Genomic DNA, 23744 nt, shown 5'->3' with positions numbered 1-23744 from the left:
ACCCCACCGTGACCTCGCAGACCGCCACCTCCACCGCTCCCCGCACGCCCGCCGCCCACCCCCTCGACCCGCTGACCGCCGACGAGATCGCCGCCGCGCGGGAGGTGCTGGAGGCCGAGGGCAAGGTCACCGAGGGGACGCGGTTCCCGCTGGTCCTGCCCGACGAGCCGGACCGGCACACCGTGCTGGCGCACCGCGACGGGCACCCGGTCGACCGCCGGATCCGCGTGACCCTGCTGGACACGCGGACCGGCCGCGCCGCCGAGGCGCTGGTGGACGTGACCGCCCGCGTACTGCTGGCGTACCGCGACCTCGACGCGGCGTCCGACGGCCAACCGCCGCTGCTCTTCGAGGAGTACGAGACCTGCGACGAGATCGTCAAGGCCGACCCGGGCTGGCGCGCGGCCATGGCGGAACGCGGCATCACCGACACCTCGCTGGTCATCGCGGCCCCGCTGGCCGCCGGCCACTTCGGCGTCGCCGACGAGAGCGGCCGCCGCATGCTGCGCTCGCTGACGTTCCTGCGGTGCAGCGAGAGCGACAACCCGTTCGCGCACCCGGTCGGCGGCCTGGTCGCCGAGGTCGACCTGGTCGAGCGGCGGGTGATCCGGTTGATCGACACCGGCATCGTGCCGACGCCCGCCGAATGCGGGCGCTACGAGGCGGAGTTCACCGGCCCGGCCCGCACCGACCTGCGCCCGCTGGAGATCCGCCAGCCGCAGGGCCCCTCCTTCACGCTCGACGGCCCGGTGCTCCGGTGGCAGAACTGGCGGCTGCGGCTGGACTTCAACGCCCGCGAGGGGCTGGTGCTGCATCAGATCGCGCACCGCGACGGCGAGCGGCACCGGCTGGTGCTGCACCGGGCGTCCATCGCGGAGATGGCCGTGCCGTACGCCGAGCCCGACCCGGCCCGCAACTGGGTCTGCTACCTCGACGCCGGCGAGTACCTGCTGGGCCGCAACGCCAACGCCCTGCGGCTGGGCTGCGACTGCCTCGGCGAGATCGCCTACGTGGACGCGGTGCTCGCCGACGACCTCGGCCGGCCCGAGACGCTGCCCAACGCGATCTGCATCCACGAGGAGGACACCGGCCTGCTCTGGAAGCACACCAACATCTTCGACAACTTCGCGGTGGACAGCCGCCGTTCGCGGCGCCTGGTGATTTCGTACATCGCGACGCTCGGCAACTACGACTACGGCTTCTACTGGTACCTCTACCAGGACGGCACGATCGCGTTCGAGGCGAAGGCGACCGGGCTGCTGCAGACGTCGGCCGCGGAGGCCGGGGCCGGCTCGCCGTACGCCACCGAGGTCGCGCCCGGGCTGCTCGCGCCGTTCCACCAGCACCTGTTCTGCGCCCGGCTCGACGCGGGGCTGGACGGCGGCGGCAACACGGTCGAGGAGGTGGACGTGGTGCGGCTGCCGACCGGGCCGGACAACCCGCGCGGCAACGCCTTCACCACCCGGGCGACGGTGATCGCCGACAGCGGGGACGGCGGGCGGACCGCCGATCCGGCGGCCGGACGGCGCTGGCGGATCAGCAACCGCGGCGCGCTCAACCGGATGGGGCAGCCCGTCGCGTACACCCTGGTGCCCGCGGCGGGGCCGCTGCTGCTGTCCCAGCCCGGCTCGCCGGTCGCCGAGCGCGTCGCCTACGCGACCCGGCATCTGTGGGTCACCCGCTATCGGCCTGAGCGGCACTATCCGGATGGCGACTACCCCAACCAGCATCCGGGTGGCGCCGGTGTCGCGGCCTGGGCGCGGCCGGGCGAGGCGCTGGAGGACACCGACCTCACCGTCTGGCACTCGTTCGGTCCCACGCATCTGCCCCGCCTGGAGGACTGGCCGGTCATGCCGGTCGACTCCTGCGGGTTCGCGCTGCGGCCGAGCGGGTTCTTCGACCGCAATCCGGCTCTCGACCTTCCTCGTGAAACGGGTGACGGTTCCGGTACCCACTGCCACGCCTGAGCCCCCCTCTCGGGGGTCCGCCTCCCTCCCGCGCCCCTGGCGGGGTCCGGGGTGCCCCCTGGGCGCCATCGCCGTGTGCCCCGCCGTCGTGGCTGGTCGCGCAGTTCCCCGCGCCCCTGGCGGTGCACCTTCGGTGGGTGGGGTCGGGGCCGCCACGGGAGTGTCTCCTCGGAACTGTGCGTGCGGCTTTGTCCATTGGGTCACCCGGGTGGATGCACAGTTCCTGCGGGGACACTCCCGCACCGTCCCCTCCCGGCCCGGCCCCCGTCTGCGGGAGGAAGTGGCCCGGGCGTCCCTGCCCACCGGGCGCACCCCAAGGGGCGCGGGGTCCCCCAGCGCGACCAGCCACAGCGGGCGCCGCACCCGGCAACGCGCCCCCGGGGGCAGCCCGGATTCCCGCCCCGGAGGGGCGATGCTCCCAGGAGCGCGGGGAACTCCGCGCCCAGCCACAACGCGCGTCGCAGACGGCAAAGCACCTCCGGGGGCTGCCCAGATGCCGCAGGGGCGCGGGGAACTGCGCGCCAAGGCACAGCGGACCGTTGGACGGGGACGGACCCCAGGGGGCAGGACCAGATCCCGCAGGGGCGCGGGGAACTGCGCGCCAAGCCACAGCGGACCGTTGGACGGGGACGGACCCCAGGGGGCAGGACCAGATGCCGTAGGGGCGCGGGGAACTGCGCGACAGGCCAGCCACGCGCGGCGCAGCCGGCAACGTATCCCGGGGGCAGCCCGGATGCCGGGGGGCGAGGGGGGTGGTGGGGCTGGTTCAGGGGGATGGTGGAGGTGGAGAGGGGGAGGGGGACCGCAGCGGAGCTGAGCGAGCGCTCAGTCAGGCCTTGCTAAAACTGGAACACGTTCCTAGTATCCATGGTGTGACCTCAGCAGTGGCGCAGCCACCCGCTCCCTCGGCGGAGCCGGGCCCGCTGGCCGGTGTGCGCGTGCTGGAGCTGGCGGGGATCGGCCCGGGGCCGTTCGCCGCGATGCTGCTCGCCGACCTCGGCGCCGACGTCGTACGGGTCGACCGCCCGGGCGGCGCCGGCCTCGGCGTGGAACCCGCCCTCGACCTGACCAACCGCAACAAGCGGTCCGTGGTGGTCGACCTCAAGGACGCCGCGGGCGCGGCCGTGGTGCTCGACCTCGCCGAGCGCGCCGACATCCTGATCGAGGGCTACCGCCCCGGCGTCGCCGAGCGCCTGGGCGTCGGGCCCGAGGCGTGCCTGGCCCGCAACCCCCGCCTGGTCTACGGGCGGATGACCGGCTGGGGCCAGGACGGCCCGCTCGCCGCCACCGCGGGGCACGACATCGGCTACATCGCCGTCACCGGGGCCCTGGACCTGACCGGCCCGGCCGCGGGGCCGCCCACGCCGCCGGCGAACCTGCTCGGCGACTACGCCGGCGGCTCGCTCTACCTGGTCACCGGCGTGCTCGCCGCCCTGCACCACGCCCGTGCGCACGGCCGCGGCCAGGTCGTCGACGCGGCGATCGTCGACGGCACCGCGCACCTCACCACGATGATCCACGCCCTGCGCGCCGCCGGTGCCTGGCAGGACCGCCGGGAGGCCAACCTGCTCGACGGCGGCGCCCCGTTCTACGGCGTCTACGCCACCGCCGACGGCGGCCACATGGCCGTCGGCGCGCTGGAGCAGCGCTTCTACGACACCTTCGCCGCCCTGCTGGGCCTCGGCGAGCAGGAGGCGGCGCTGCGCGCCGACCCGGCCCGCTGGCCCGAGTTGCGGGCGGTCGTCGCCGCACGTTTTCGCACCCGCACCCGCGAGGAGTGGACCGGCGTGTTCGCCGGCACCGACGCCTGCGTCGCCCCGGTCCTCGGCCTCGGCGAGGCGCCGGACCACCCGCACCTGGCCGCACGCGGCACCTTCACCGAGGACGCGGGGATCGTGCAGCCCGCGCCCGCGCCCCGGTTCAGCGCCACCCCCACGGCGGTACGCCGGCCGCCGGCCCGTCCCGGCGCGCACACCGCGGACGTCGCAGCAGACTGGGACGTACCGGCGCTCGCCACCGACTGACCGCCCGCCCGCACCCTCACCGAAAGGCACGACGTTGAGCACCGACGCCTACGTCTACGACGCCGTACGCACCCCGCGCGGGCGCGGAAAGGCGAACGGGTCGCTGCACGCGACCAAGCCCATCGACCTCGTGGTCGGCCTGATCCACGAGGTCCGGCGGCGCTTCCCCGGCCTGGACCCCGCCGCGATCGACGACATCGTGCTGGGCGTCGTCAGCCCGCTCGGCGACCAGGGCTCCGACATCGCCCGGATCGCCGCCGTCGCCGCGGGCCTGCCCGACACCGTCGCGGGCGTGCAGGAGAACCGCTTCTGTGCCTCCGGCCTCGAAGCGGTCAACCTGGCCGCGGCGAAGGTCCGTTCCGGCTGGGAGGACCTGGTCCTGGCCGGCGGCGTGGAGTCCATGTCCCGGGTCGCCATGGGATCCGACGGCGGCGCCTGGGCGATGGACCCGATGACGTCCTTCCAGGTCGGCTTCGTCCCGCAGGGCATCGGCGCCGACCTGATCGCGACCATGGGCGGCTGGAGCCGGCACGACGTCGACTCCTACGCCTCGCTGTCCCAGGAGCGCGCGGCCGAGGCGTGGAAGGAGGGCCGGTTCGCCCGCTCGGTCGTCCCGGTGCTGGACCGCAACGGCCTGACCGTCCTCGACCACGACGAGCACATGCGGCCGGGCACCACCCCCGGGAGCCTGGCCAAGCTCAAGCCGTCCTTCGCCGACATCGGCGACCTCGGCGGCTTCGACGCGGTCGCGCTGCAGAAGTACCACTGGGTGGAGAGGATCGACCACGTCCACCACGCGGGCAACTCCTCCGGCATCGTGGACGGCGCCGCCCTGGTCGCCATCGGCAACCGCGAGGTCGGCGAGCGCTACGGGATGACCCCGCGGGCCCGGATCCTGTCCGCCGCGGTGTCCGGCTCCGAGCCGACCATCATGCTCACCGGCCCGGCCCCCGCCTCCCGCAAGGCGCTCGCCAAGGCCGGGCTGACCGTCGACGACATCGACCTGATCGAGATGAACGAGGCGTTCGCGGCGGTCGTGCTGCGGTTCGCCGCCGACATGGGCGTCAGCATCGACAAGGTCAACGTCAACGGCGGGGCCATCGCGCTCGGCCACCCGCTGGGCGCCACCGGCGCCATGATCCTCGGCACCCTCATCGACGAACTGGAGCGCCGCGACCAGCGGTACGGGCTCGCCACCCTCTGCGTCGGCGGCGGCATGGGCGTCGCCACCGTCGTCGAACGCCTCTGACCCCCCGCCTTTCTGGAGCCCACCGACATGAGCGAGTCCACCACCATCCGCTGGGAGCAGGACGGCGACGGCATCGTCACCCTCGTCCTCGACGATCCCAACCAGTCCGCCAACACCATGAACGCGGCGTTCGCCGACTCCCTCGACGCCGTCCTGGACCGGCTCGAGGCCGAGGTCGAGCAGGTGCGCGGCGTCATCGTCACCTCCGCCAAGAAGACCTTCTTCGCCGGCGGCGACCTGCGCGACCTGATCCGCGCGACGCCGGAGAACGCCGAGCAGGTGTACTCCGGGTCGCTGCGGATCAAGAGCCGGCTGCGCCGGCTGGAGACCCTCGGCCGCCCGGTCGTCGCCGCCATCAACGGCGCGGCCCTGGGCGGCGGTTACGAGATCGCGCTGGCCTGCCACCACCGCGTGGCCCTCGACAGCCCCGGCACCAAGATCGGCCTGCCGGAAGTCACCCTGGGCCTGCTGCCCGGCGGCGGGGGCGTGGTGCGCACCGTGCGCCTGCTCGGCATCGCCGACGCGCTGCTCAAGGTGCTGCTCCAGGGCCGCCAGTACAGCGCCGAACGGGCCCTGGAGGCCGGCCTGATCCACGAGGTCGCGGCCGACCGCGAGGCGATGCTGGCCGCCGCCCGCGCCTTCATCGAGGCCAACCCGGACGCGCGGCAGCCCTGGGACACCCCCGGTTACAAGATCCCCGGCGGCACCCCCAAGAGCCCCGCCTTCGCCGCGAACCTGCCGGCCTTCCCGGCGAACCTCGCCAAGCAGCTGGCCGGCGCCCCCTACCCGGCGCCGCGCGACATCCTCGCCGCGGCCGTCGAGGGTTCGCAGGTCGACATCGACAACGCCGGGGTCATCGAGGCCCGTTACTTCACCGAACTGGCCTGCGGCCCCATCTCGAAGAACATGACCCAGGCGTTCTTCTTCGACATGCAGGCCGTCAACTCCGGTGCCAGCCGCCCCAAGGACGTGCCCGCCCGCCAGGTCGCCAAGGTCGCCGTGCTCGGCGCGGGGATGATGGGCGCCGGTATCGCGTACTCCTGCGCGCGGGCCGGCATCGACGTCGTCCTCAAGGACGTGTCGGCGGAGGCCGCGGAGCGCGGCAAGGCGTACTCCGCAGGACTGCTGGACAAGGCGCTCGCCAAGGGCCGCACCACTCCGGAGAAGCGGGACGCGCTGCTCGCCCGGATCACCCCGACCGCCGACCCGGCCGACCTGGCCGGCTGCGACGCCGTCATCGAGGCGGTGTTCGAGGACGCCGCGCTCAAGCACAAGGTGTTCCAGGAGATCCAGGACGTCGTCGCGTCCGATGCGCTGCTGTGCTCCAACACCTCCACGCTGCCCATCAGCATGCTCGCCGAAGGAGTCGAGCGGCAGGCCGACTTCGTCGGCCTGCACTTCTTCTCGCCGGTCGACCGGATGCCGCTGGTGGAGATCATCCGCGGCCGGGCCACCGGCGACGAGGCGCTGGCCCGCGCCTTCGACCTGGTGCGGCAGATCCGCAAGACCCCGATCGTCGTCAACGACTCGCGCGGGTTCTTCACCTCCCGGGTGATCGGCCACTTCATCAACGAGGGCGTGGCGATGGTCGGCGAGGGCCTCGCGCCCGCCTCCGTCGAGCAGGCCGCGGCCCAGGCCGGCTACCCGGCGAAGGTGCTCTCCCTGCTGGACGAGCTCACGCTCACCCTGCCGCGCAAGATCCGCCGCGAGGCGCGCGCCGCGGTCGAGGCGGCGGGCGGGGTGTGGCAGGAGCACCCGGCCGAGCGGGTCATCGACCGCATGGTCGACGAGTTCGACCGCCCGGGCCGCAGCGGCGGCGCCGGCTTCTACGACTACCAGGACGGCCGGCGGACCGGGCTGTGGCCCGGGCTCGCCGAGTACTTCACCAAGCCCGGCGCGGAGATCCCGTTCCGCGACATGCAGGAGCGAATGCTGTTCGCCGAGTCGCTGGACACCGTGCGGCTGCTGGAGGAGGGCGTCCTCACCTCGGTCGCCGACGCCAACATCGGTTCGGTGCTGGGCATCGGCTTCCCTGCCTGGACCGGCGGTGTGCTCCAGTACATCAACGGCTACGACGGAGGCGTCGCCGGATTCACCGCCCGCGCACGGGAGTTGGCGGCCGCCTACGGCGAGCGGTTCAACCCGCCGGCACTGCTGGTGGAGAAGGCCGAGCGCGGGGAGCGTTTCACCGACTGACCGAGGCCCGGCGGGCCGCGGTCCCGGCCGCGGCCCGCCGGGCCCACTCCGCGTTCCGCACCCGCCCTCCGCCCGTCCACCTGCGGTCCGGCCGCCGGTCGTGCCCAGGCGACGCGGTACGCGAGTGACGTCGGGTGCGCAGGTGACGCGGCGGGCGCGGCGTGTGCCGGACCGTCTCGTACGCTGGCCCGCGTGCGTCCACGTCCCTCCTCCGGCGGCCGCGGCGGTCCGGCCGGCTCCGCCCCGGCCCCCCGCCCGGCCCGCCCCCGGCCGCTGCGCGCGGCCCGGCACGCCCTGCTGCCGCTGCTGCTGGCCTGCTGCCTGTCCTGCTCGGCCGGCGGGGTGGTCGCCGAACCCGTCGCGGGCGCACCGGGCGTCGGCGACCGGCTCTTCCCGCACGCGGGCAACGGCGGCTACGACGTCACCCACTACGGCCTGGACCTGTCCTACGAGCCGTCGTCGGGGCGGCTGTCCGGCACCGCGGCGGTGACCGCGACCGCCACGCAGGACCTCGGCCGCTTCAACCTCGACCTGTCAGGGCTGACGGTCGGCTCCGTCACCGTCGGCGGGCACCCGGCCGCCTTCTCCCGGTCCGGCGACGAGCTCACCGTGCGCCCGGACAAGCCGCTCGACCGCGGGGAGCAGTTCACCGCCACCGTGGCGTACGCCGGCGTGCCGCGCACCCTCACCGACCCCGACGGGTCGCGGGAGGGCTGGCTGCGCACCAGCGACGGCGCCGTCGCGCTCGGCGAACCGGTCGGCGCGATGGCCTGGTTCCCCTGCAACAACCACCCCTCGGACAAGGCCGCGTACGACCTGACCGTGTCCGTGCCCGGCGGCCTGACAGCCGTCTCCAACGGCGAGCTCGCCGGCACCTCCCAGACCGGCGGCCGGTCCGTCTTCCACTGGCGCACCAGCCGGCCGATGGCCACCTACCTGGCCACCCTGGCCATCGGCCACTTCGACGTCTCCCGGTCCACCACCCCCGCCGGGCTGCCGCTCTACACCGCCGTCGACCCGCGCTCGAACGACCCGGCCACGGCCGCCGCGCTGGCCCGCATCCCGGAGATCCTCGACTGGGAGAGCGGCCTGTTCGGCCCCTATCCCTTCGCGTCCTCCGGCGCGATCGTCGCCCATCTGGGAAGCGACCAGGGCGGCTACGCGCTGGAGACCCAGAACCGGCCGTTCTTCCCCGGCGACGGCGACCCGCCGGCGGTCCCGCTCAGCACCCTGGTCCACGAGCTGTCCCACCAGTGGGTCGGCGACTCGGTGACCCCGCGGTCCTGGCAGGACATCTGGCTCAACGAGGGCTTCGCCACCTACACCGCGTGGCTGTGGGACGCCCACGAGGGCGGCGACACGGTCGACCAGAGCGCCGCCGCGGCCTTCGCCGAAACCGCCGCCTGGGCCTTCCCGCCCGCCTCCCCGCCGACCGCCGCCGACCTCTTCGCCGCACCCGTCTACCGCCGCGGCGCGCTGGTGCTCTACGAGCTGCGGCGCACCCTTGGCGACGCCGAGTTCCTCCGCCTGCTGCGCGCCTGGCCCGCCGAGCACCGGTACGGCAACGCCTCGACCGCCGACTTCACCGCCTTCTGCGCGAAGTTCACCGGCCGCGACCTGACCCCTGTGTTCCGCACCTGGCTCTACGGCGCCGCCAAGCCCGCCCACCTGTGACGAAACGCCGGTGCGGCTGTCAGTGGCGGCACCTACCGTGGAGGCATGGGGGAGATCACGTATGTGCGGGGAGACGCCACCGCACCGCAGGGCAAGGGCGTCAAGGTGATCGCGCACGTCTGCAACGACCTCGGCGGCTGGGGGAAGGGCTTCGTGCTCGCCGTCTCGCGCCGCTGGCCCGAGCCCGAGTCCGCCTACCGAAGGTGGCACCGCGAACGCGCCGCCAACGACTTCGGCCTGGGCGCCGTCCAGTTCGTCCAGGTCGGCCCCTACCTGTGGGTGGCGAACATGATCGGGCAGCGGGGGATACGCACCGGCAGCAAGGGTGTTCCGGTCCGCTACCCGGCGATCGGCACCGCGCTGGGGCGGGTCGCCGAGCATGCCGGGCGGCTCGGCGCCTCCGTGCACATGCCGCGGATCGGCTGCGGGCTGGCCGGCGGCACCTGGACACGGGTCGAACCCCTGGTCACCGAGCAGCTGGTGGCACGCGGCGTGGCCGTCACGGTCTACGACCATGACGGCTGAGCCGCGGACCGCCCCGGGGAAGCGGGGTCAGCGCAGGGGTGCGCCCACGTCGTGCATGTGGCCCAGGGCCTGCCGGTAGGAGTCGAGCAGCCCGGTCTCGGTGTACGGCACGCCCAGCCGGGCGCAGTGCGCGCGGACCAGGGGCTGGGCCAGACGCAGATGGGGGCGCGGCAGGCTCGGCATCAGATGGTGCTCGACCTGGTAGTTGAGGCCGCCGAGCATGAAGTCGGTGACCGGGTTGCCGCGGACGTTGCGGGAGGTGAGGACCTGCCGCCGCAGGTGGCCCCAGCGGGCGCCCTCCTCCGGCATCGCCATGCCCTTGTGGTTGGGCGCGAACGCGCAGCCCAGGTGCAGGCCGATCAGCGCGTGGTGCAGCAGCGCGAACACCACCGCCTGGGCCGGCGGCAGCGCGCACAGCAGCAGGGCGGTGTACCCGGCGAGATGCGCGACGAGCAGGCCGCCCTCCACCGCCCGGTCGCGCCCGGACAGGCGCCGCAGGTCCTGGAAGCTCGCCACCTTCAGGGCCAGCCCCTCCAGCAGCAGCATGGGGAAGAACAACCGCGCCTGGTGCTTGGTCAGCCAGCGCGCGAAGCCCTCCCGCTCCACCGCCTGGGCCCGGGACCACACCAGCGCGCCGACCTCCACGTCCGGGTCCTTGCCCACGTGGTTGGGGTTCGCGTGGTGGCGGTTGTGCTTGTCCGTCCACCAGCTCGCGCCCATGCCCAGCAGCAGGTTGCCGTGCAGCAGGGCGAGCACCCGGTTCGCCCGCCGGCCCGCCGCGATCTGCTGGTGGCCCGCGTCGTGCCCGATGAACCCGGTGCGCGCGGACAGCACCGCGGCGGGCAGCGCCAGCGCCAGCACCCACCACGTGCCGGTCCCGCCCAGCAGCACCACCGCGGTCCACACCGCGCCCGTCGCCAGCGCGTTCACCGCGATCATCGCCGCGTACCAGCCGGTCCTGCGGCGCAGCAGCCCGGCGTCCCTGACCTGGCGCAGCAGCGGGGCGAACTCGCTGCCCGAGGGCTCCGGCCGCCCTCCCGCGGAGGCCCGCTCCGCCCCCGGCGGCGGTGCTGACGCGACGGCGAGTGTGCTGCTGGAAGCGGGCATGGGTGCTCCTCGGGCGGCTTCGGGGGCGCGGACGACGCAGGTCGGCGGCCTTGCCCGGCCGCACCCACGACGCTACGAACCGGGGCCCGCCCGCGGCCATGACGCCTCCACCCGACCCGTGCGGGGGCCCGCCGACCGGAAAACCGGGGGAAAACCCCACCCGGGCCTTGCCAGGATGGCCGGGTGACGACCAACGACCCGCGGGCGGCCGGCTGGACCGCGGCCGCCCACCCCGTGACCGACCCGCAGTCCGCCGCGCTGCTGCGCGCCTACTACGTGGAGCTGATCGAGCGGTACCACGGCCGCCCCACCGACGACGAGGAGCTCGCGGCCGTCCTCGCCGAGGAGCCCAGCGACGATCTCGCCCGCCCCACCGGGGAGTTCCTGGTGGCCCGCCGGGACGGGCAGCCCTCGGGCTGCGTCGGCGTGCGCGTCCTGGACGCCGGGACCACCGAGCTGACCCGCATGTACGTGGCCCCGCAGGCCCGCGGCCAGGGCGTGGCGCGGCTGCTCGTCGGCGCCGCGGAAGCCGTCGCCCGCGAGGAGTTCGGCGCGGCCAGGATGCGCATGGACACCCGCAAGGACCTCGTCGAGGCCCGTGCCCTGTACGCCGGGCTCGGCTACCGCGAGATCGCGCCCTACAACGACAGCCCCTACGCCGACCACTGGTTCGAGAAGCCGCTGCGCTGACCGCGGCCCCGGCACCCGCCGCGCGGCCGCTGCGCCGCGCGGCCCGGCGGTCACCGCATTCCGCCGCCCGGGCCGTCTACGATGCAGGGACACGCAAGGGGTCAGCGGATCTGAGGAGCGGAACCATCAGCGGCAACGTTTCGGTCGAGGTCAGGATCGCCGAGGAACTCGGGGTACGCGAGGGACAGGTGCGGGCGGCCGTCGACCTGCTCGACGGCGGGGCGACCGTGCCGTTCATCGCCCGCTACCGCAAGGAGGCCACCGGCACCCTGGACGACGAGCAGCTGCGCACGCTCGAGGAGCGGCTGCGCTACCTGCGGGAGCTGGACGAGCGGCGCGCCGCCGTCCTGGAGTCCATCGAGTCCCAGGGCAAGCTCGACGACGCGCTCAGGGCGCAGATCATGGCGGCCGACTCCAAGGCCCGCCTGGAGGACATCTACCTGCCCTACAAGCCCAAGCGGCGCACCAAGGCGCAGATCGCGCGGGAGGCGGGCCTGGAGCCGCTCGCCGAGGCGCTGCTGGCCGACCCGGGCCTGGACCCGCAGGCGTCGGCCGCGCCGTACGTCGACGCCGACAAGGGCGTGGAGGACGCGGCGGCCGCCCTGGACGGCGCGCGGGCCATCCTGGCCGAGCGCTTCTCCGAGGACGCCGACCTGGTCGGCGAGCTGCGCACCCGGATGTGGAGCCGCGGCCGCCTTCTGGCCAAGGTGAGGGAGGGCAAGGAGGAGTCCGGCGCCAAGTTCGCCGACTACTTCGACTTCGCCGAGCCGTTCACCAAGCTGCCCTCGCACCGCGTGCTGGCCATGCTGCGCGGCGAGAAGGAGGAGGTGCTCGACCTCACCCTCGAACCCGAGGAGCCGGCCGAGGGCCCGAGCAGCTACGAGCGGCGCATCGCCCAGCACTTCGGCATCTCCTCCTCCGGCGAGCCCGGCCGTCCCGGCGAGCGCTGGCTGGCCGACACCGTCCGCTGGGCCTGGCGCACCCGCCTGCTGGTCCGGCTGGGCATCGACCTGCGCGTGCAGCTGCGCCAGCAGGCGGAGGACGAGGCGGTGCGGGTGTTCGCCACCAACCTGCGCGACCTGCTGCTCGCCGCGCCCGCCGGCACCCGCGCCACCATGGGCCTGGACCCGGGCCTGCGCACCGGTGTCAAGGTCGCCGTGGTCGACGGCACCGGCAAGGTCGTCGCCACCGACACCATCTACCCGCACGCCCCGCGCAACCGGTGGGACGAGTCGCTGGCGACGCTCGCCCGGCTGGCCGCCGCGCACCGCGTCGACCTGATCGCGATCGGCAACGGCACCGCGTCCCGCGAGACCGACAAGCTCGCCGCCGACCTCATCAAGCAGCACCCCGACCTGAAGCTCACCAAGGCCGTGGTGTCCGAGGCCGGCGCCTCGGTGTACTCCGCGTCCGCCTACGCCTCGGCCGAACTGCCCGGCCTCGACGTGTCGTTGCGCGGCGCGGTGTCCATCGCCCGCCGCCTGCAGGACCCGCTGGCCGAGCTGGTGAAGATCGACCCGCGGTCCATCGGCGTCGGCCAGTACCAGCACGACCTGTCCGAGGTGAAGCTCTCCCGCTCGCTCGACGCCGTCGTGGAGGACTGCGTCAACGGTGTCGGCGTCGACGTCAACACCGCGTCGGTGCCGCTGCTGCGCCGGGTGTCGGGCATCACCGAGGGCCTGGCCGCCAACATCGTGTCCCACCGCGACTCCAACGGCCCGTTCCGCACCCGCAAGGACCTCAAGGGCGTCGCCAGGCTCGGCCCCAAGGCGTACGAGCAGTGCGCCGGCTTCCTGCGCATCCAGGGCGGCGACGACCCGCTGGACGCGTCCAGCGTGCACCCGGAGGCGTACCCGGTGGTCCGCCGGATCAGCGCCACCGCGGGCACCGACGTCCCCGCGCTGATCGGCAACGCGGGCGTGCTGCGCACCCTGAAGCCGCAGGACTTCGTCGACGAGTCGTTCGGCCTGCCGACCGTCACCGACATCCTCACCGAGCTGGAGAAGCCCGGCCGCGACCCGCGCCCCGCCTTCAAGACCGCGACCTTCAAGGAAGGCGTGGAGGAGATGAAGGACCTGCGGCCCGGGATGCTGCTGGAGGGCGTGGTCACCAACGTCGCCGCGTTCGGCGCGTTCGTGGACGTCGGCGTCCACCAGGACGGCCTGGTGCACGTCTCCGCGCTGTCCGACTCGTTCGTCTCCGACCCGCGCGACGTCGTCAAGTCCGGCGACATCGTGCGCGTCAAGGTGCTCGACGTGGACCTGCCGCGCAAGCGGATCTCGCTGACCCTGCGGCTGAACGACGAGGCGCGCCCGGCGCGCGGCGACCAGCAGCGCGGTGGCGAGCGCCGCGGCAACCCGCCCCGGCAGGGCGGCAACCGCGGTGGCCAGGGCGGCAACCGGGGCGGTCAGGGCGGCCAGGGCGGTCAAGGCGGCCAGGGAGGGCGGCGCGGCGGCCAGGACCGGCCCGCGCCCGGCGGCGCGATGGCCGACGCCCTGCGCCGCGCGGGCCTGACCGGCGGCAAGTAGCACCGCGAGGTGAGTGAGGGGCGGCCGACCCCGGCCGCCCCCGCCGCCCCCAACTGTCCCGGACGTCAACCCTGTTGACCGTGGTCCGACAGACGCTAACCTCGCGGGATGCGCTCACTGACGCGGGCACCCCGCCTCTCGTGGATATCCGTGGTCGCGGCGGTCCTCGCCGCCCTCGCGGCCGTACTCACCGCCCCCGCAGCCGCCCACGCGGCCGGGGGCGGAACCGTTCGCGGCGGCCTCAGCCAGCCCGTCTACTCCTACGCCGACGCCATTCGCGAGGCCGTGTGGGTGGACACCGGGAGGGACGGCGACGGCGACGGCCGCACCGACCGGGTGGCCGTCGACATCGTCCGGCCCTCAGAACCGGCCCGCCAGGGCGGCAAGGTTCCCGTCATCATGGACGCGAGCCCCTACTACTCCTGCTGCGGCCGCGGCAACGAGAGCCAGCTCAAGACCTATGACGCGAACGGCGACATCGTCCAGGCGCCGCTGTTCTACGACAACTACTTCGTGCCGCGCGGCTACGCCACCGTGCTCGTCGACCTCGCCGGCACCGACCGGTCCGACGGCTGCGTGGACGTCGGCGGGCCGTCGGACGTCCAGTCCGCCAAGGCGGTCGTCGACTGGCTCAACGGCCGGGCCCGCGGCTACAGCGCCCGCTCCGGCGGCAGCGCCGTCAAGGCCACCTGGGCCACCGGCGCCGTCGGCATGATCGGCAAGAGCTGGGACGGCACCATCGCCAACGGCGTCGCTGCCACCGGTGTCGCCGGCCTGAAGACCATCGTGCCGATCAGCGCCATCTCCTCCTGGTACGACTACTACTTCCACCAGGGCGCCCCGCTGCAGGACGGCCCCGAGTGGCTGTCCGACTACGTGGAGAGCGACAGCGCCCACGCGAACTGCGCCGCCGAGCAGCAGAAGATCATCGCCGGCTCGCCCCGCAGCGGCGACTGGACGCCGTTCTGGACCGCGCGCGACTACGTCAAGGACGCCGGCAAGGTCCGGGCGAGCGTCTTCGCCGCGCAGGGCATGCAGGACCTCAACGTGCGCACCAAGCACTTCGGCCAGTGGTGGAACGCGCTCGCGCAGCACGGCGTGGAGCGCAAGGTGTGGCTGTCCCAGACCGGCCACGTCGACCCGTTCGACTACCGGCGCACCGCCTGGGTGCCCACCCTCCAGCGGTGGTTCGACCACTACCTGCTCGGCGTGGACAACGGCATCGAGCGCGAGCCGATGGCCGACATCGAGCGCACCGTCGACCACTGGACCACCGACAAGGCGTGGCCGCCGTCCGGCACCCACATCAGCACCCTGAACCTCGGCCCGACGGCCGTGAACGGCCTCGGCACCCTCGGCAAGGCGCACACCACCGGCACCGAGTCCTTCACCGACGACCCGAACCTGTGGGAGGAGGACTGGGCCGCCGCGGCGGACACCGCCACCCCGGCCAAGACCGCCTTCACCACCGGCGTGCTCGCCAAGGACCTGCGGATCTCCGGCGGCGGCACGGTCACCGTGACCGCGACCTCCTCCACGTCCAGCGCCCACCTGTCGGCCGTGCTGGTCGACCTCGGACCGGCGACGATCCGCGACTTCCTCGGCGGCGGGGAGGGCATCACCACCCTGAAGACCCGCTCCTGCTACGGCGAGAGCACCCCCGGTGACAGCGCGTGCTTCCTGGACACCGCCGCCGACACCGAGTCCGTCGACCACACGGTCTTCAGCCGCGGCTGGGCCGACCTCGGCCACTACCAGTCGCTCGCCCACGGCGTGCCGCTCACCCCGGGCAAGCCGTACACGATGACCATCCAGCTGGCCGCCACCGACCACGTGGTGCCCGCCGGGCACCGGCTCGCGCTCATCGTGGCCGGCACCGACGGCGGCCTGATCCTGCCCGCCTCCACCACCCCGACGGTCTCCGTGGACCTGTCGCAGTCGGTGCTGCGGCTGCCGGTCTCCGGCGGCACCGGCGCGCTGGCGACCGTTCCCGGCGCGGCGGCGGCCTCCCCGGCGCACACCCCGGCACTGCGGCCCGCGGCGCCGGCCCCGCGGTTCACCCCGGCGGCCGAGCTGGGCTGACCCGGCGGACTCCCGGCGGGAACCGGGGCGGCACGCGGCGCGTTCCACTGGGTAGTACGGTGGGGGCGCGGCGCGGGCCGCCCCGTCCGCGGCGGGCGGGAGCCAGGGACAGGAGTCGGGGAGATGTCGAATCGCGCGAAGATCGCCATCGGGGGAGTGGCCGTCGGCCTCTTCCTGCTCATCTGGCTGCCTTTCTGGGCGGTCGTGCTGATCATCCTGGGCGTCCCGACGGCCGCCTACCTCACCCTCGACCGCTCCCAGCGGCGCCGGCTGCGCCGCGTCGGCCGGCGGCAAATCGGTCGCTGACCAGGCGCGTCCCCCGATAGGGTGAAGCATCGGGTCAGGGCATCCGATCGAGGGGACGACGCTCCTATGCACAGCGGTTCGGTGATCGCGGTCAGCCGCGACGGCACGCACCGGTTCAGCAAGGCCAACCAGGACAGCATCCGGCTGCTCGCCGGACTCGGTGTCGAGGGCGACGCCCATCTGGGCGTGACCGTCCAGCACCTTTCCCGTATCGCCCAGGACCCGACGCAGCCCAACCTGCGCCAGGTCCACCTGATCCATGCGGAGCTGTTCGACGACCTCCGCCTCGCCGGCTACGACGTCGCCCCCGGCGACCTCGGCGAGAACGTCACCACGCGCGGCCTGGACCTGCTGGGCCTGCCCGTGGGCACCCTGCTGCACCTCGGTCCCGACGCGGTCGTGGAGGTCACCGGCCTGCGCAACCCGTGCCTGCAGATCGACCGGTTCCGCAGCGGCCTGCTCAAGCAGGTCGTCGGCCGCGACGAGGGCGGCGCCGTGATCCGCAAGGGCGGCATCATGGGCGTCGTCCTGACCGGCGGCGAGCTGCGGCCCGGCGACGCCGTCAGCGCCGAACTTCCCGCCACCCCGCACCGCCCGCTGGAGCGGGTCTGAGCCGCGAGAGGACCGACGACCAGGTGACCGCCTCCGCACAGCCGGCCGGGACCATCCGCTCCGTGGCGGCGCTGGCCGCCCACACCGCCACCGGGCGGCGCGTGAAGTACCTGCACTTCTGGGGGCACCGCCCGCAGCGCGACGGCAGCGCGGGGCCGGGCTGCCTCAGCCAGTGGTGGCCGTCGCCCTTCACCGTCGACGGCGTCGGATACGCCACCGCCGAGCACTGGATGATGGCCGGCAAGGCGCGGCTGTTCGGCGACGCCGAGGCCGAGCGGAAGGCGGTGGCCGCCGGCCATCCGCGGACCGCCAAGAGCGTCGGCCGCACGGTCCGCGGCTTCGACGAACAGGTCTGGGAGCGCGAGCGGTTCGCGCTGGTCACCGAGGGCAGCGTGCACAAGTTCCGGCAGCACCCGGACCTGCGGGACTACCTGCTGGGCACCGGCAGCCGGGTCCTGGTCGAGGCCAGCCCGCTGGACCGGGTGTGGGGCATCGGGCTGGCCGCCGACGACCCGCGGGCCGAGGACCCCGCCGCCTGGCGCGGCCTGAACCTGCTGGGCTTCGCCCTGATGGAGGCACGCGCCCGGCTGGCCGCGGAGACGCCCGGCACCGCCTGAGCGCCTCCGGCCGGCGCCGCCCGCCGGACGGCCCGCGCACGCCTCGCGCCCGCCCGCCGGCCGGACGGGCGCGAGGCGTGCGCGCGGGCTCTGCTCACGCCCCGTACGCGCGCGGGGCGCGCTACTTCAGATAGGGCCCGTCGGTGCCGACCTTCCCCGGTGCGGCGTTGGCGCCGCCCAGGTCCAGCACGTACACCCGCATGTCGCCCTTGCCGGGTGCCGCGACCGACAGCGTGCCGCCGGTCACCGTCCGCACGTCACCGGTGACCGCGTCCACGTACCGGCCGTCGGGGACGCCGCTGAACGTCGCCGCGTCGGTCACCGTCACCAGTGCGAAGCTGTCCACGCCCGAGGCGGCGTCAGTGTAGCGGCGCTTGAACGACATGCCGCCGCCGCTCACCCCGTCGGTGCTGTACTGGCCCATCTGCAGGGCCGGGACGGCCCGGCGGATCTGGTTCAGCCGCTGCAGGTGCTTGACCAGCGGCTGCGCGAGCGTGTTCGCCACCTCGCCGGTGGCGCTGCCGACCACGGAGAAGTCCGGTGCGGTCACCGTCCCTTCGAGATGGTCGCCGTAGTACGCCCGGCCGGTCGTCGCCAGCGGGCAGCTGGGCCCGCAGTCGATCGTCTTCCCCGCCTGGAACTGGATCTCCGACCCGTAGTAGAGCGTCGGGATCCCGCGGAACGTCCACATCAGCGCCATGTTCTCCGCCCACGCGTCCTGCCCGCCGGTGTAGCGCACGCTCGACTTGTTGGGCCCGTAGTCGTGGCTGTCGACGTACACCACGTTGTAGGTGGCGTCGTTGACGGAGTCGTCGGAGTCCTTGCCGTTGGAGAACGCGTTGTGCGCGTCGCCGAAGTTCATGTGCATGCGCATGTCGATGATGTTCATCCCGGAGAACTGGCTGTGGTCCGGGGTGTGGTAGGCGTTGCCGTCGAGGAACGCGTTGGTGGACGTCGGCTGGTTGCCGGTGCCCAACTGCTCCTCGTAGGTGTACTGGTCGAGCGCCGCCTGGACGTCGTCGGAGGTGTACTCACGGCGCTCCTTCCAGGTGTAGAACTGCGCCGAGTGGTTGACCGAGCCGCGGTTCCACTTGTCGTTGACGAACGCGCCGACCTCGCCGAAGACGAAGAAGTCCTGCGCCTTGGCCGGCCCCCAGTCCTGGAGCACCCGCTGCTGGATCGCCGGAAGGAAGCGGCGGTTCCAGGTGACCCGCGGGACGTGCACGGCGGTGTCGACCCGGAATCCGTCGACGCCCATGTCGATGTACTTGTCGTAGGCGCCGATCAGGTAGTTCTGGACCTCCGGGTTCTCGGTGTTGAAGTCCGCGAGGTCGTCGGCGAGCCAGCACGAACGGGAGTCCTCGCCCTCCCAGTTGCCGATCCAGCACTGGTGGTAGTACTTCGCCGGGAACATGCCCGATGTCGGGCTCGGCCACTGGCAGTTGTAGAGCGTGTAGCCCTCGGGGCTCTTCTGCCCCGTCGGCTTGCCCCAGTTCATGCAGGTGTTGCCGGCCGGCTCCGCGGTCGACCACAGGTCGCCGTTGTAGTAGGACTTGCCGGTCTGCGGGTCGACGGTCAGCCCGTCGTACGCGAAGCCGTCCTCGGGCTGGTCGTAGTACCAGGACCACTGCGCGTCCCGTACGCCGTACACCGTCGGCACGAACAGGCCCTTGGCGCCCCAGCGCGAGCTGTGGTTGTAGACGACGTCCTGGTAGATCTTGATGCCCTTGGCGTGCGCCGCGTTGATCAGGTCCTGGTACGACGCGCCCGCCGACTCCAGCCGCGGGTCCACCCGGTAGAAGTCCCAGCCGTGGTAGCCGTGGTAGTCGTAGTCGCTGCGGTTGAGCACCACCGGCGTGATCCAGATCGCCGAGAAGCCCAGGGCCTTGATGTAGTCCAGCTTCTGGACCAGGCCCTTGAAGTCGCCGCGGAACATGGGGTCGTGGTTGGCGGCGTTGCCGGACGCCACGTCCTGGTTGCCGCCGCGGTCGTTGGAGGTGTCACCGTCGTAGAAGCGGGCGGTGAGCACGAAGTAGATCGGGTCCTTGCGCGGGTCGGTGCCGAGCATCGTCCCCGGCGCAGCGGGCGGCGGCGCGCTGCCCGTCGTCGCGGTGACCGGCGCCGACGCGTCGGAGACGTTGCCCGCCGCGTCCAGCGCGACGACGGTGTACGTGTAGGCGGTCAGCGCCTCCAGCCCCGACTCGGTGAAGACGGTGGAGGCCACGCTGGTGACCACCGTCCCCTTGGTGCCGCCGGTGCGGGTCACCCGGTAACCGGTGACCCCCGTGTCGTCGGTCGACGGGTCCCAGGAGAGCACCACCGAGGTGTCCGTGGCGGTGGCGCGCACCGCCGAGGGCCGCGTCGGCGGGGTGGTGTCGGGCACCACGGCGGCGCACGGATCGGCGGCTCCGGCCGTCACCTCGGTGTCCTTGACGGTGCTGGTCCCGGCGGACAGCGCGTAGTTGGCGCCGTTGTTGTTGTCCCAGACGCCGTTGCCGTTGTTGAAGGTGGCGGCCAGCCCGGTCGCGCCCTGCAGGTCCACGGTCTTCTTCACCCAGCCCGCGCAGGCCGGCTCCATGCCCACCCCGGGCACGGTCGTCCACGCCTTGCCGGTCGGCGCGTAGTGCAGGTTGACGGTCGTCCAGCCGACGGTGGCGGTGGAGTAGAACACGGTCGCCGACGTGGCGGCCGGCGGCGGGTCGGTCGTGCCGCCCGCGCACGGGTCGCTGTGCGCGACCACCCCGTCCTTGACGGTGATGGTGCCCGTGCCCAGGGCGTAGTTGTGGCCGCCGTTGTTGTCCCACGTGCCCTGGCCGTTGTTGAAGGTGGCCTGCCAGGTGGTGGCGGCGCCGAGGTCGACGGTCTTCTCCACCCAGCCGGTGCACGCGGCGTCCATCGGAACGCCGGGCACCGACGTCCAGCTGCCGCCGTCCGGCGCCCAGTGCAGGTTGTACGCGGGCCAGCCGGCGGAGGCGGTCGAATAGAAGACGGTTGCGGTGTTCGAGGCGGCCGCCTCGGCGTGCGCCGGACCGGTGGCGAGCGCCGGCAGCAGCGCGGCCAGCAGGCCGGTGACGAGGACGAGGACGGCGGTCGCGGCGCGGGGCCGGTGCCGGGTGCGGTGGCGCGTCGGGAGATGCATGGGGGGACTCCTCGGACGGGGCCGCGGGGTGCGGCCGGTGCGGGGATGCCGTCCTGTCCGCGCGCCACGGAACGAACAGCCGTATTTCTTGCGCAAGTTGCTGCAAGAACCTTCGTGAGGGTACTGGGACACACGGATGCCGTAAAGGGTTCTCACAGGGAGGGGCGCGGCGCCGCACGTAGAGTGCCGGAGGGACACGGAGGTACGGGCCGGACGTGCCCCGCAGCGTGCACGGCCGCCCGTGCGCCCCCGGACGGCGGCCCGTACACGAAGGGAAGCCGCGGGACATGACGGAACGTCTGGTGGTCATCGGCGGCGACGCCGCGGGGATGTCGGCCGCCTCCCAGGCCCGCCGCCGCAGGCCCGAGGGCGACCTGGAGATCGTCGCCTTCGAACGCGGCCGCCACACCTCCTACTCCGCCTGCGGCATCCCGTACTGGATCGGCGGCACCGTCTCCGGCCCCGACGCCCTCGTCGCCAGGACGGCCGCCGAGCACCGCGAGCGCGGGATCGCGCTGCGGCTGGGCACCGAGGTGACCGAGATCGACCCGGCCCGCGGCCGGGTGCGCAGCCGGGACGCCGACGGCCGCGAGGAGTGGACCTCCTACGACCACCTGGTGATCGGCACCGGCGCGGTGCCGATCCGTCCGCCGCTGCCCGGCATCGACGCCCCCGGAGTCCTCGGCGTGCAGACGCTCGACGACGGCGAGGCGGCACTGGCCGCCCTCGACCGCGGCGGGGTGCGGCGCGCGGTGGTGGTCGGCGGCGGCTACATCGGCGTGGAGATGGCCGAGGCGATGCTGCGGCACGGCCTGGAGGTCACCCTCGTCGACCGCAACGACCAGCCGATGAGCACCCTGGACCCCGACATGGGGCGCCTGGTCCGCGAAGAACTGGAGGGGCTCGGCGTACCGGTCGCCTCCGGCGCCGCGGTCCGCGAGGTGCTCACCGGCCCGGACGGCCGGGTGCGGGCGGTCGCCACCGACGGCGCCGAGTACCCGGCCGACCTCGTGGTCCTGGGCCTCGGCGTGCGTCCCTCCACCGACCTCGCGCGCGCCGCCGGCCTGCCGCTCGGCGCGGCCGGCGGCCTGCTCACCGACCGCGCCATGCGGGTCCGCGGCTGCGAGCGGCTGTGGGCCGGCGGGGACTGCGTGGAGGTGCTGAACCTGGTCTCCGGCGCCGAGCAGCACGTGCCGCTCGGCACCCACGCCAATAAGCACGGCCGGATCATCGGCACCAACATCGGCGGTGGGTACGCCACCTTCCCCGGGGTCGTGGGCACCGCGGTGAGCAAGGTCTGCGAGGTGGAGATCGCCAGGACCGGGCTGAAGGAGTCCCAGGCCCGCGCCGCCGGCCTGCGGTTCGTGACGGCGGTCGTCGAGTCCACCAGCCGCGCCGGGTACTACCCCGACGCCGGTCTGATGACGGTCAAGATGATCGCGGAACGAGGCACCGGGCGGCTGCTCGGCCTCCAGATCGTCGGCCGGGAGGGCGCGGCCAAGCGGGTCGACGTCGGCGCCGTCGCCCTCACCGCGGGCATGACCGTGGACCAGATGATCGACCTGGACCTCGGGTACGCGCCGCCCTTCTCCCCGGTCTGGGACCCCGTGCTGGTCGCGGCCCGCAAGGCCGCGGACGCGGTGGCGGCGGACCTGCGCCGGGGGTGAAGTGGCGTGCGGGGCACGGCTGGTGGGCGGCTTCCGCGGGCGGCCCCCTCGGGCCGCGGCCGGATCGGCCGGGCCGGCCGAGGCGTGCGCGGCGGAGGCGGCGGCCGGAGCAGGGGCAGCGCGGCGGGAACGGTCGGGGCGGCCCCAGCGTGCGCCGGGGAGGCGGCGGCCGGATGGGCGGGGCGGCCTAGCCCGTCAGGATGTCGCGGCGGCTGCCGTGGCGGGAGCGGCCAGTCTGCCCAGGGCCTCCATCAGGACGGGCAGGGACGGCCCGCGGCCGACCGGCAGGATCTCCCCAGGTGCGTCGTCCAGCAGGACGAAGGCCATGTCGTCGGCCCTGCCGACCAGGCTCCAGCCGGGTCCGTCGGCCCGCACCGAGCCGTAGGCCAGGCGCACGCGGCCGGGCGGCGGGGGCGTGCGCACGTACTCCTCGGCGGCCGCCAGGACACCGCGCACGCCGGTGTGCGAGATGGGCCGCGGGCCGGCCGGTTCGGCCGGTTCGGCCGCGCCGGCGGAGGACCCGGCGGCGGCGTCGGACGTCGGGCCATCGGCGGGCGGCTCGGGCGCGGCGGCGGTGGTGTCGCCGTCTGTGGAGCCGGAGTCCGCGGTGCCGGAGTCCGCGGTGCCGGAGTCCGCGGTGCCGCTGTCCGTGGTGCCGGAGTCCGTGCCGTCCGGGCCGGGAGCCGCGCCCGCGGCGTCCACCGGGTCTGAGTCGGCCGTCCCCCCGGCCGCGGGTGCGGTGGGCCCAGGCGTCCCCGCCGGCGTCGGAGTGGCGTTGCCGCCGGTGGGCGGGGCGGCGTCCGCGGCCTCGCCGGGAGCGCCGAACTCGTCGCGCCACTCCCGCCAGTGGATCGCGATCTCGTCCGCGCCGAGCCGCCGTTGGGCCGGGCCCCAGCGGGTGGGGTCCGGCGGGGCGAGGGCCGGACCGCCGCCGGTCTCCTCGTCGGGGTCGAAGGGGGCGGGGATGCCCGGTACGCACACGGCGACCGGCAGCGGCCAGCCGGGCAGCGACGCGGTGATGCTGCTCTCGTCCGGCGAGAGGTCGTACTCCAGGCCGCAGTCCCACGCGGCCAGGGCGCACGCGACCATCCACGCGTCCGTGGTCGCCACCGTCCACCGCGCTCCGGTGCCGTCCTGCCCGAAGACCAGCCCGTAGCCGGCCTCGTCCGGCGCGAGGCCGAGCCCGGCGCAGGCCGACGGGTAGTCGTCGCCCAGCACACCCGGGTACTGGCCCGGCGTCAGCAGCGCAGCGGTCAGCACGAAGAGCGCGTCGTCGTCCTGCGGGGTCTCGGCCGCGGCCATCCCTCGTCTCCCAAAGTCGTACCGGTCCGCGCACCTTAACCAGCGGGTAACCGTCGCGT

The 23744-nt window shown here is 74.0% G+C and carries 16 protein-coding genes; 13 read left to right on the top strand and 3 right to left on the bottom strand.

Annotated elements, in window-relative coordinates; all coding sequences use genetic code 11:
• Positions 1 to 8: 8 nt before the first annotated feature.
• The 6 genes from ACH4TG_RS37085 (at position 9) to ACH4TG_RS37060 (ending at position 9635) form a co-directional block, all read left to right on the top strand.
• Positions 9 to 1967 carry a primary-amine oxidase gene (locus ACH4TG_RS37085; RefSeq protein WP_398247091.1) on the top strand — a complete coding sequence of 653 codons (1959 nt, stop codon included), beginning with the start codon at positions 9 to 11 and terminating at the stop codon, positions 1965 to 1967.
• Between the two features lie 923 nt (positions 1968 to 2890).
• Positions 2891 to 3991, top strand: coding sequence for a CaiB/BaiF CoA transferase family protein (locus ACH4TG_RS37080; RefSeq protein ID WP_398247165.1), 1101 nt, complete (start codon positions 2891 to 2893; stop codon positions 3989 to 3991).
• A 34-nt stretch (positions 3992 to 4025) separates the two neighbouring features.
• The gene (locus tag ACH4TG_RS37075; protein WP_398247090.1) at positions 4026 to 5240 is read left to right on the top strand and encodes an acetyl-CoA C-acetyltransferase; all 1215 of its coding nucleotides are present in this window, start codon (positions 4026 to 4028) and stop codon (positions 5238 to 5240) included.
• 27 nt (positions 5241 to 5267) lie between these two features.
• Positions 5268 to 7436 carry a 3-hydroxyacyl-CoA dehydrogenase NAD-binding domain-containing protein gene (locus tag ACH4TG_RS37070; protein ID WP_398247089.1) on the top strand — a complete coding sequence of 723 codons (2169 nt, stop codon included), beginning with the start codon at positions 5268 to 5270 and terminating at the stop codon, positions 7434 to 7436.
• A gap of 273 nt (positions 7437 to 7709) precedes the next feature.
• Positions 7710 to 9110, top strand: coding sequence for a M1 family metallopeptidase (locus ACH4TG_RS37065; RefSeq protein ID WP_398247164.1), 1401 nt, complete (start codon positions 7710 to 7712; stop codon positions 9108 to 9110).
• 45 nt (positions 9111 to 9155) lie between these two features.
• Positions 9156 to 9635: a macro domain-containing protein gene (locus ACH4TG_RS37060; RefSeq protein WP_398247088.1), complete on the top strand. Its 480-nt coding sequence runs from the start codon at positions 9156 to 9158 to the stop codon at positions 9633 to 9635.
• Positions 9636 to 9662: 27 nt separating this feature from the next.
• Here the strand turns inward: ACH4TG_RS37060 and ACH4TG_RS37055 are convergent, their stop codons facing one another.
• A complete protein-coding gene (locus ACH4TG_RS37055; RefSeq protein WP_398247087.1) occupies positions 9663 to 10742 on the bottom strand; it encodes a fatty acid desaturase family protein in 1080 nt (359 codons plus the stop codon).
• A gap of 183 nt (positions 10743 to 10925) precedes the next feature.
• Between ACH4TG_RS37055 and ACH4TG_RS37050 the strand changes: the two genes are divergently transcribed.
• The 6 genes from ACH4TG_RS37050 to ACH4TG_RS37025 all read left to right on the top strand — a co-directional run bounded on the left by ACH4TG_RS37050 (position 10926) and on the right by ACH4TG_RS37025 (position 17577).
• On the top strand, positions 10926 to 11432 hold the full coding sequence (locus ACH4TG_RS37050) for a GNAT family N-acetyltransferase (protein ID WP_398247163.1): 507 nt from the start codon (positions 10926 to 10928) through the stop codon (positions 11430 to 11432).
• 125 nt (positions 11433 to 11557) lie between these two features.
• The gene (locus ACH4TG_RS37045; protein WP_398247162.1) at positions 11558 to 13960 is read left to right on the top strand and encodes a Tex family protein; all 2403 of its coding nucleotides are present in this window, start codon (positions 11558 to 11560) and stop codon (positions 13958 to 13960) included.
• Between the two features lie 108 nt (positions 13961 to 14068).
• Positions 14069 to 16042, top strand: coding sequence for a Xaa-Pro dipeptidyl-peptidase (locus ACH4TG_RS37040; protein WP_398247086.1), 1974 nt, complete (start codon positions 14069 to 14071; stop codon positions 16040 to 16042).
• A gap of 123 nt (positions 16043 to 16165) precedes the next feature.
• A complete protein-coding gene (locus ACH4TG_RS37035) occupies positions 16166 to 16348 on the top strand; it encodes a hypothetical protein (RefSeq protein WP_398247085.1) in 183 nt (60 codons plus the stop codon).
• A gap of 66 nt (positions 16349 to 16414) precedes the next feature.
• Positions 16415 to 16960, top strand: a complete 546-nt coding sequence (locus ACH4TG_RS37030; RefSeq protein ID WP_398247084.1) for an MOSC domain-containing protein — start codon at positions 16415 to 16417, stop codon at positions 16958 to 16960.
• Between the two features lie 23 nt (positions 16961 to 16983).
• The gene (locus ACH4TG_RS37025; RefSeq protein WP_398247083.1) at positions 16984 to 17577 is read left to right on the top strand and encodes an NADAR family protein; all 594 of its coding nucleotides are present in this window, start codon (positions 16984 to 16986) and stop codon (positions 17575 to 17577) included.
• A 121-nt stretch (positions 17578 to 17698) separates the two neighbouring features.
• On the opposite strand, the gene ACH4TG_RS37020 is transcribed toward ACH4TG_RS37025, so the two are convergent.
• Positions 17699 to 20716: a carbohydrate binding domain-containing protein gene (locus ACH4TG_RS37020; protein WP_398247082.1), complete on the bottom strand. Its 3018-nt coding sequence runs from the start codon at positions 20714 to 20716 to the stop codon at positions 17699 to 17701.
• Between the two features lie 287 nt (positions 20717 to 21003).
• On the opposite strand from ACH4TG_RS37020, the gene ACH4TG_RS37015 reads away from it, so the two are divergent.
• Positions 21004 to 22383, top strand: a complete 1380-nt coding sequence (locus ACH4TG_RS37015; protein WP_398247081.1) for an FAD-dependent oxidoreductase — start codon at positions 21004 to 21006, stop codon at positions 22381 to 22383.
• Positions 22384 to 22578: 195 nt separating this feature from the next.
• On the opposite strand, the gene ACH4TG_RS37010 is transcribed toward ACH4TG_RS37015, so the two are convergent.
• Positions 22579 to 23685: a hypothetical protein gene (locus tag ACH4TG_RS37010; RefSeq protein WP_398247080.1), complete on the bottom strand. Its 1107-nt coding sequence runs from the start codon at positions 23683 to 23685 to the stop codon at positions 22579 to 22581.
• Positions 23686 to 23744 lie beyond the last annotated feature (59 nt).

It is taken from the genome of Streptomyces sp. NPDC020917, assembly GCF_044333795.1.
In the GTDB taxonomy this organism is placed as follows: Bacteria; Actinomycetota; Actinomycetes; order Streptomycetales; family Streptomycetaceae; genus Actinacidiphila.
This window is presented reverse-complemented; position numbering and strand designations above follow the sequence as displayed.

Coding starts and splice junctions, on each gene's coding strand:
- ACH4TG_RS37055 (WP_398247087.1), bottom strand. CDS start 10,742: ATGCCCGCTTCCAGCAGCACACTCGCCGTCGCGTCAGCACCGCCGCCG.
- ACH4TG_RS37030 (WP_398247084.1), top strand. CDS start 16,415: ATGCACAGCGGTTCGGTGATCGCGGTCAGCCGCGACGGCACGCACCGG.
- ACH4TG_RS37010 (WP_398247080.1), bottom strand. CDS start 23,685: ATGGCCGCGGCCGAGACCCCGCAGGACGACGACGCGCTCTTCGTGCTG.
- ACH4TG_RS37040 (WP_398247086.1), top strand. CDS start 14,069: ATGCGCTCACTGACGCGGGCACCCCGCCTCTCGTGGATATCCGTGGTC.
- ACH4TG_RS37070 (WP_398247089.1), top strand. CDS start 5,268: ATGAGCGAGTCCACCACCATCCGCTGGGAGCAGGACGGCGACGGCATC.
- ACH4TG_RS37020 (WP_398247082.1), bottom strand. CDS start 20,716: ATGCATCTCCCGACGCGCCACCGCACCCGGCACCGGCCCCGCGCCGCG.
- ACH4TG_RS37060 (WP_398247088.1), top strand. CDS start 9,156: ATGGGGGAGATCACGTATGTGCGGGGAGACGCCACCGCACCGCAGGGC.
- ACH4TG_RS37035 (WP_398247085.1), top strand. CDS start 16,166: ATGTCGAATCGCGCGAAGATCGCCATCGGGGGAGTGGCCGTCGGCCTC.
- ACH4TG_RS37015 (WP_398247081.1), top strand. CDS start 21,004: ATGACGGAACGTCTGGTGGTCATCGGCGGCGACGCCGCGGGGATGTCG.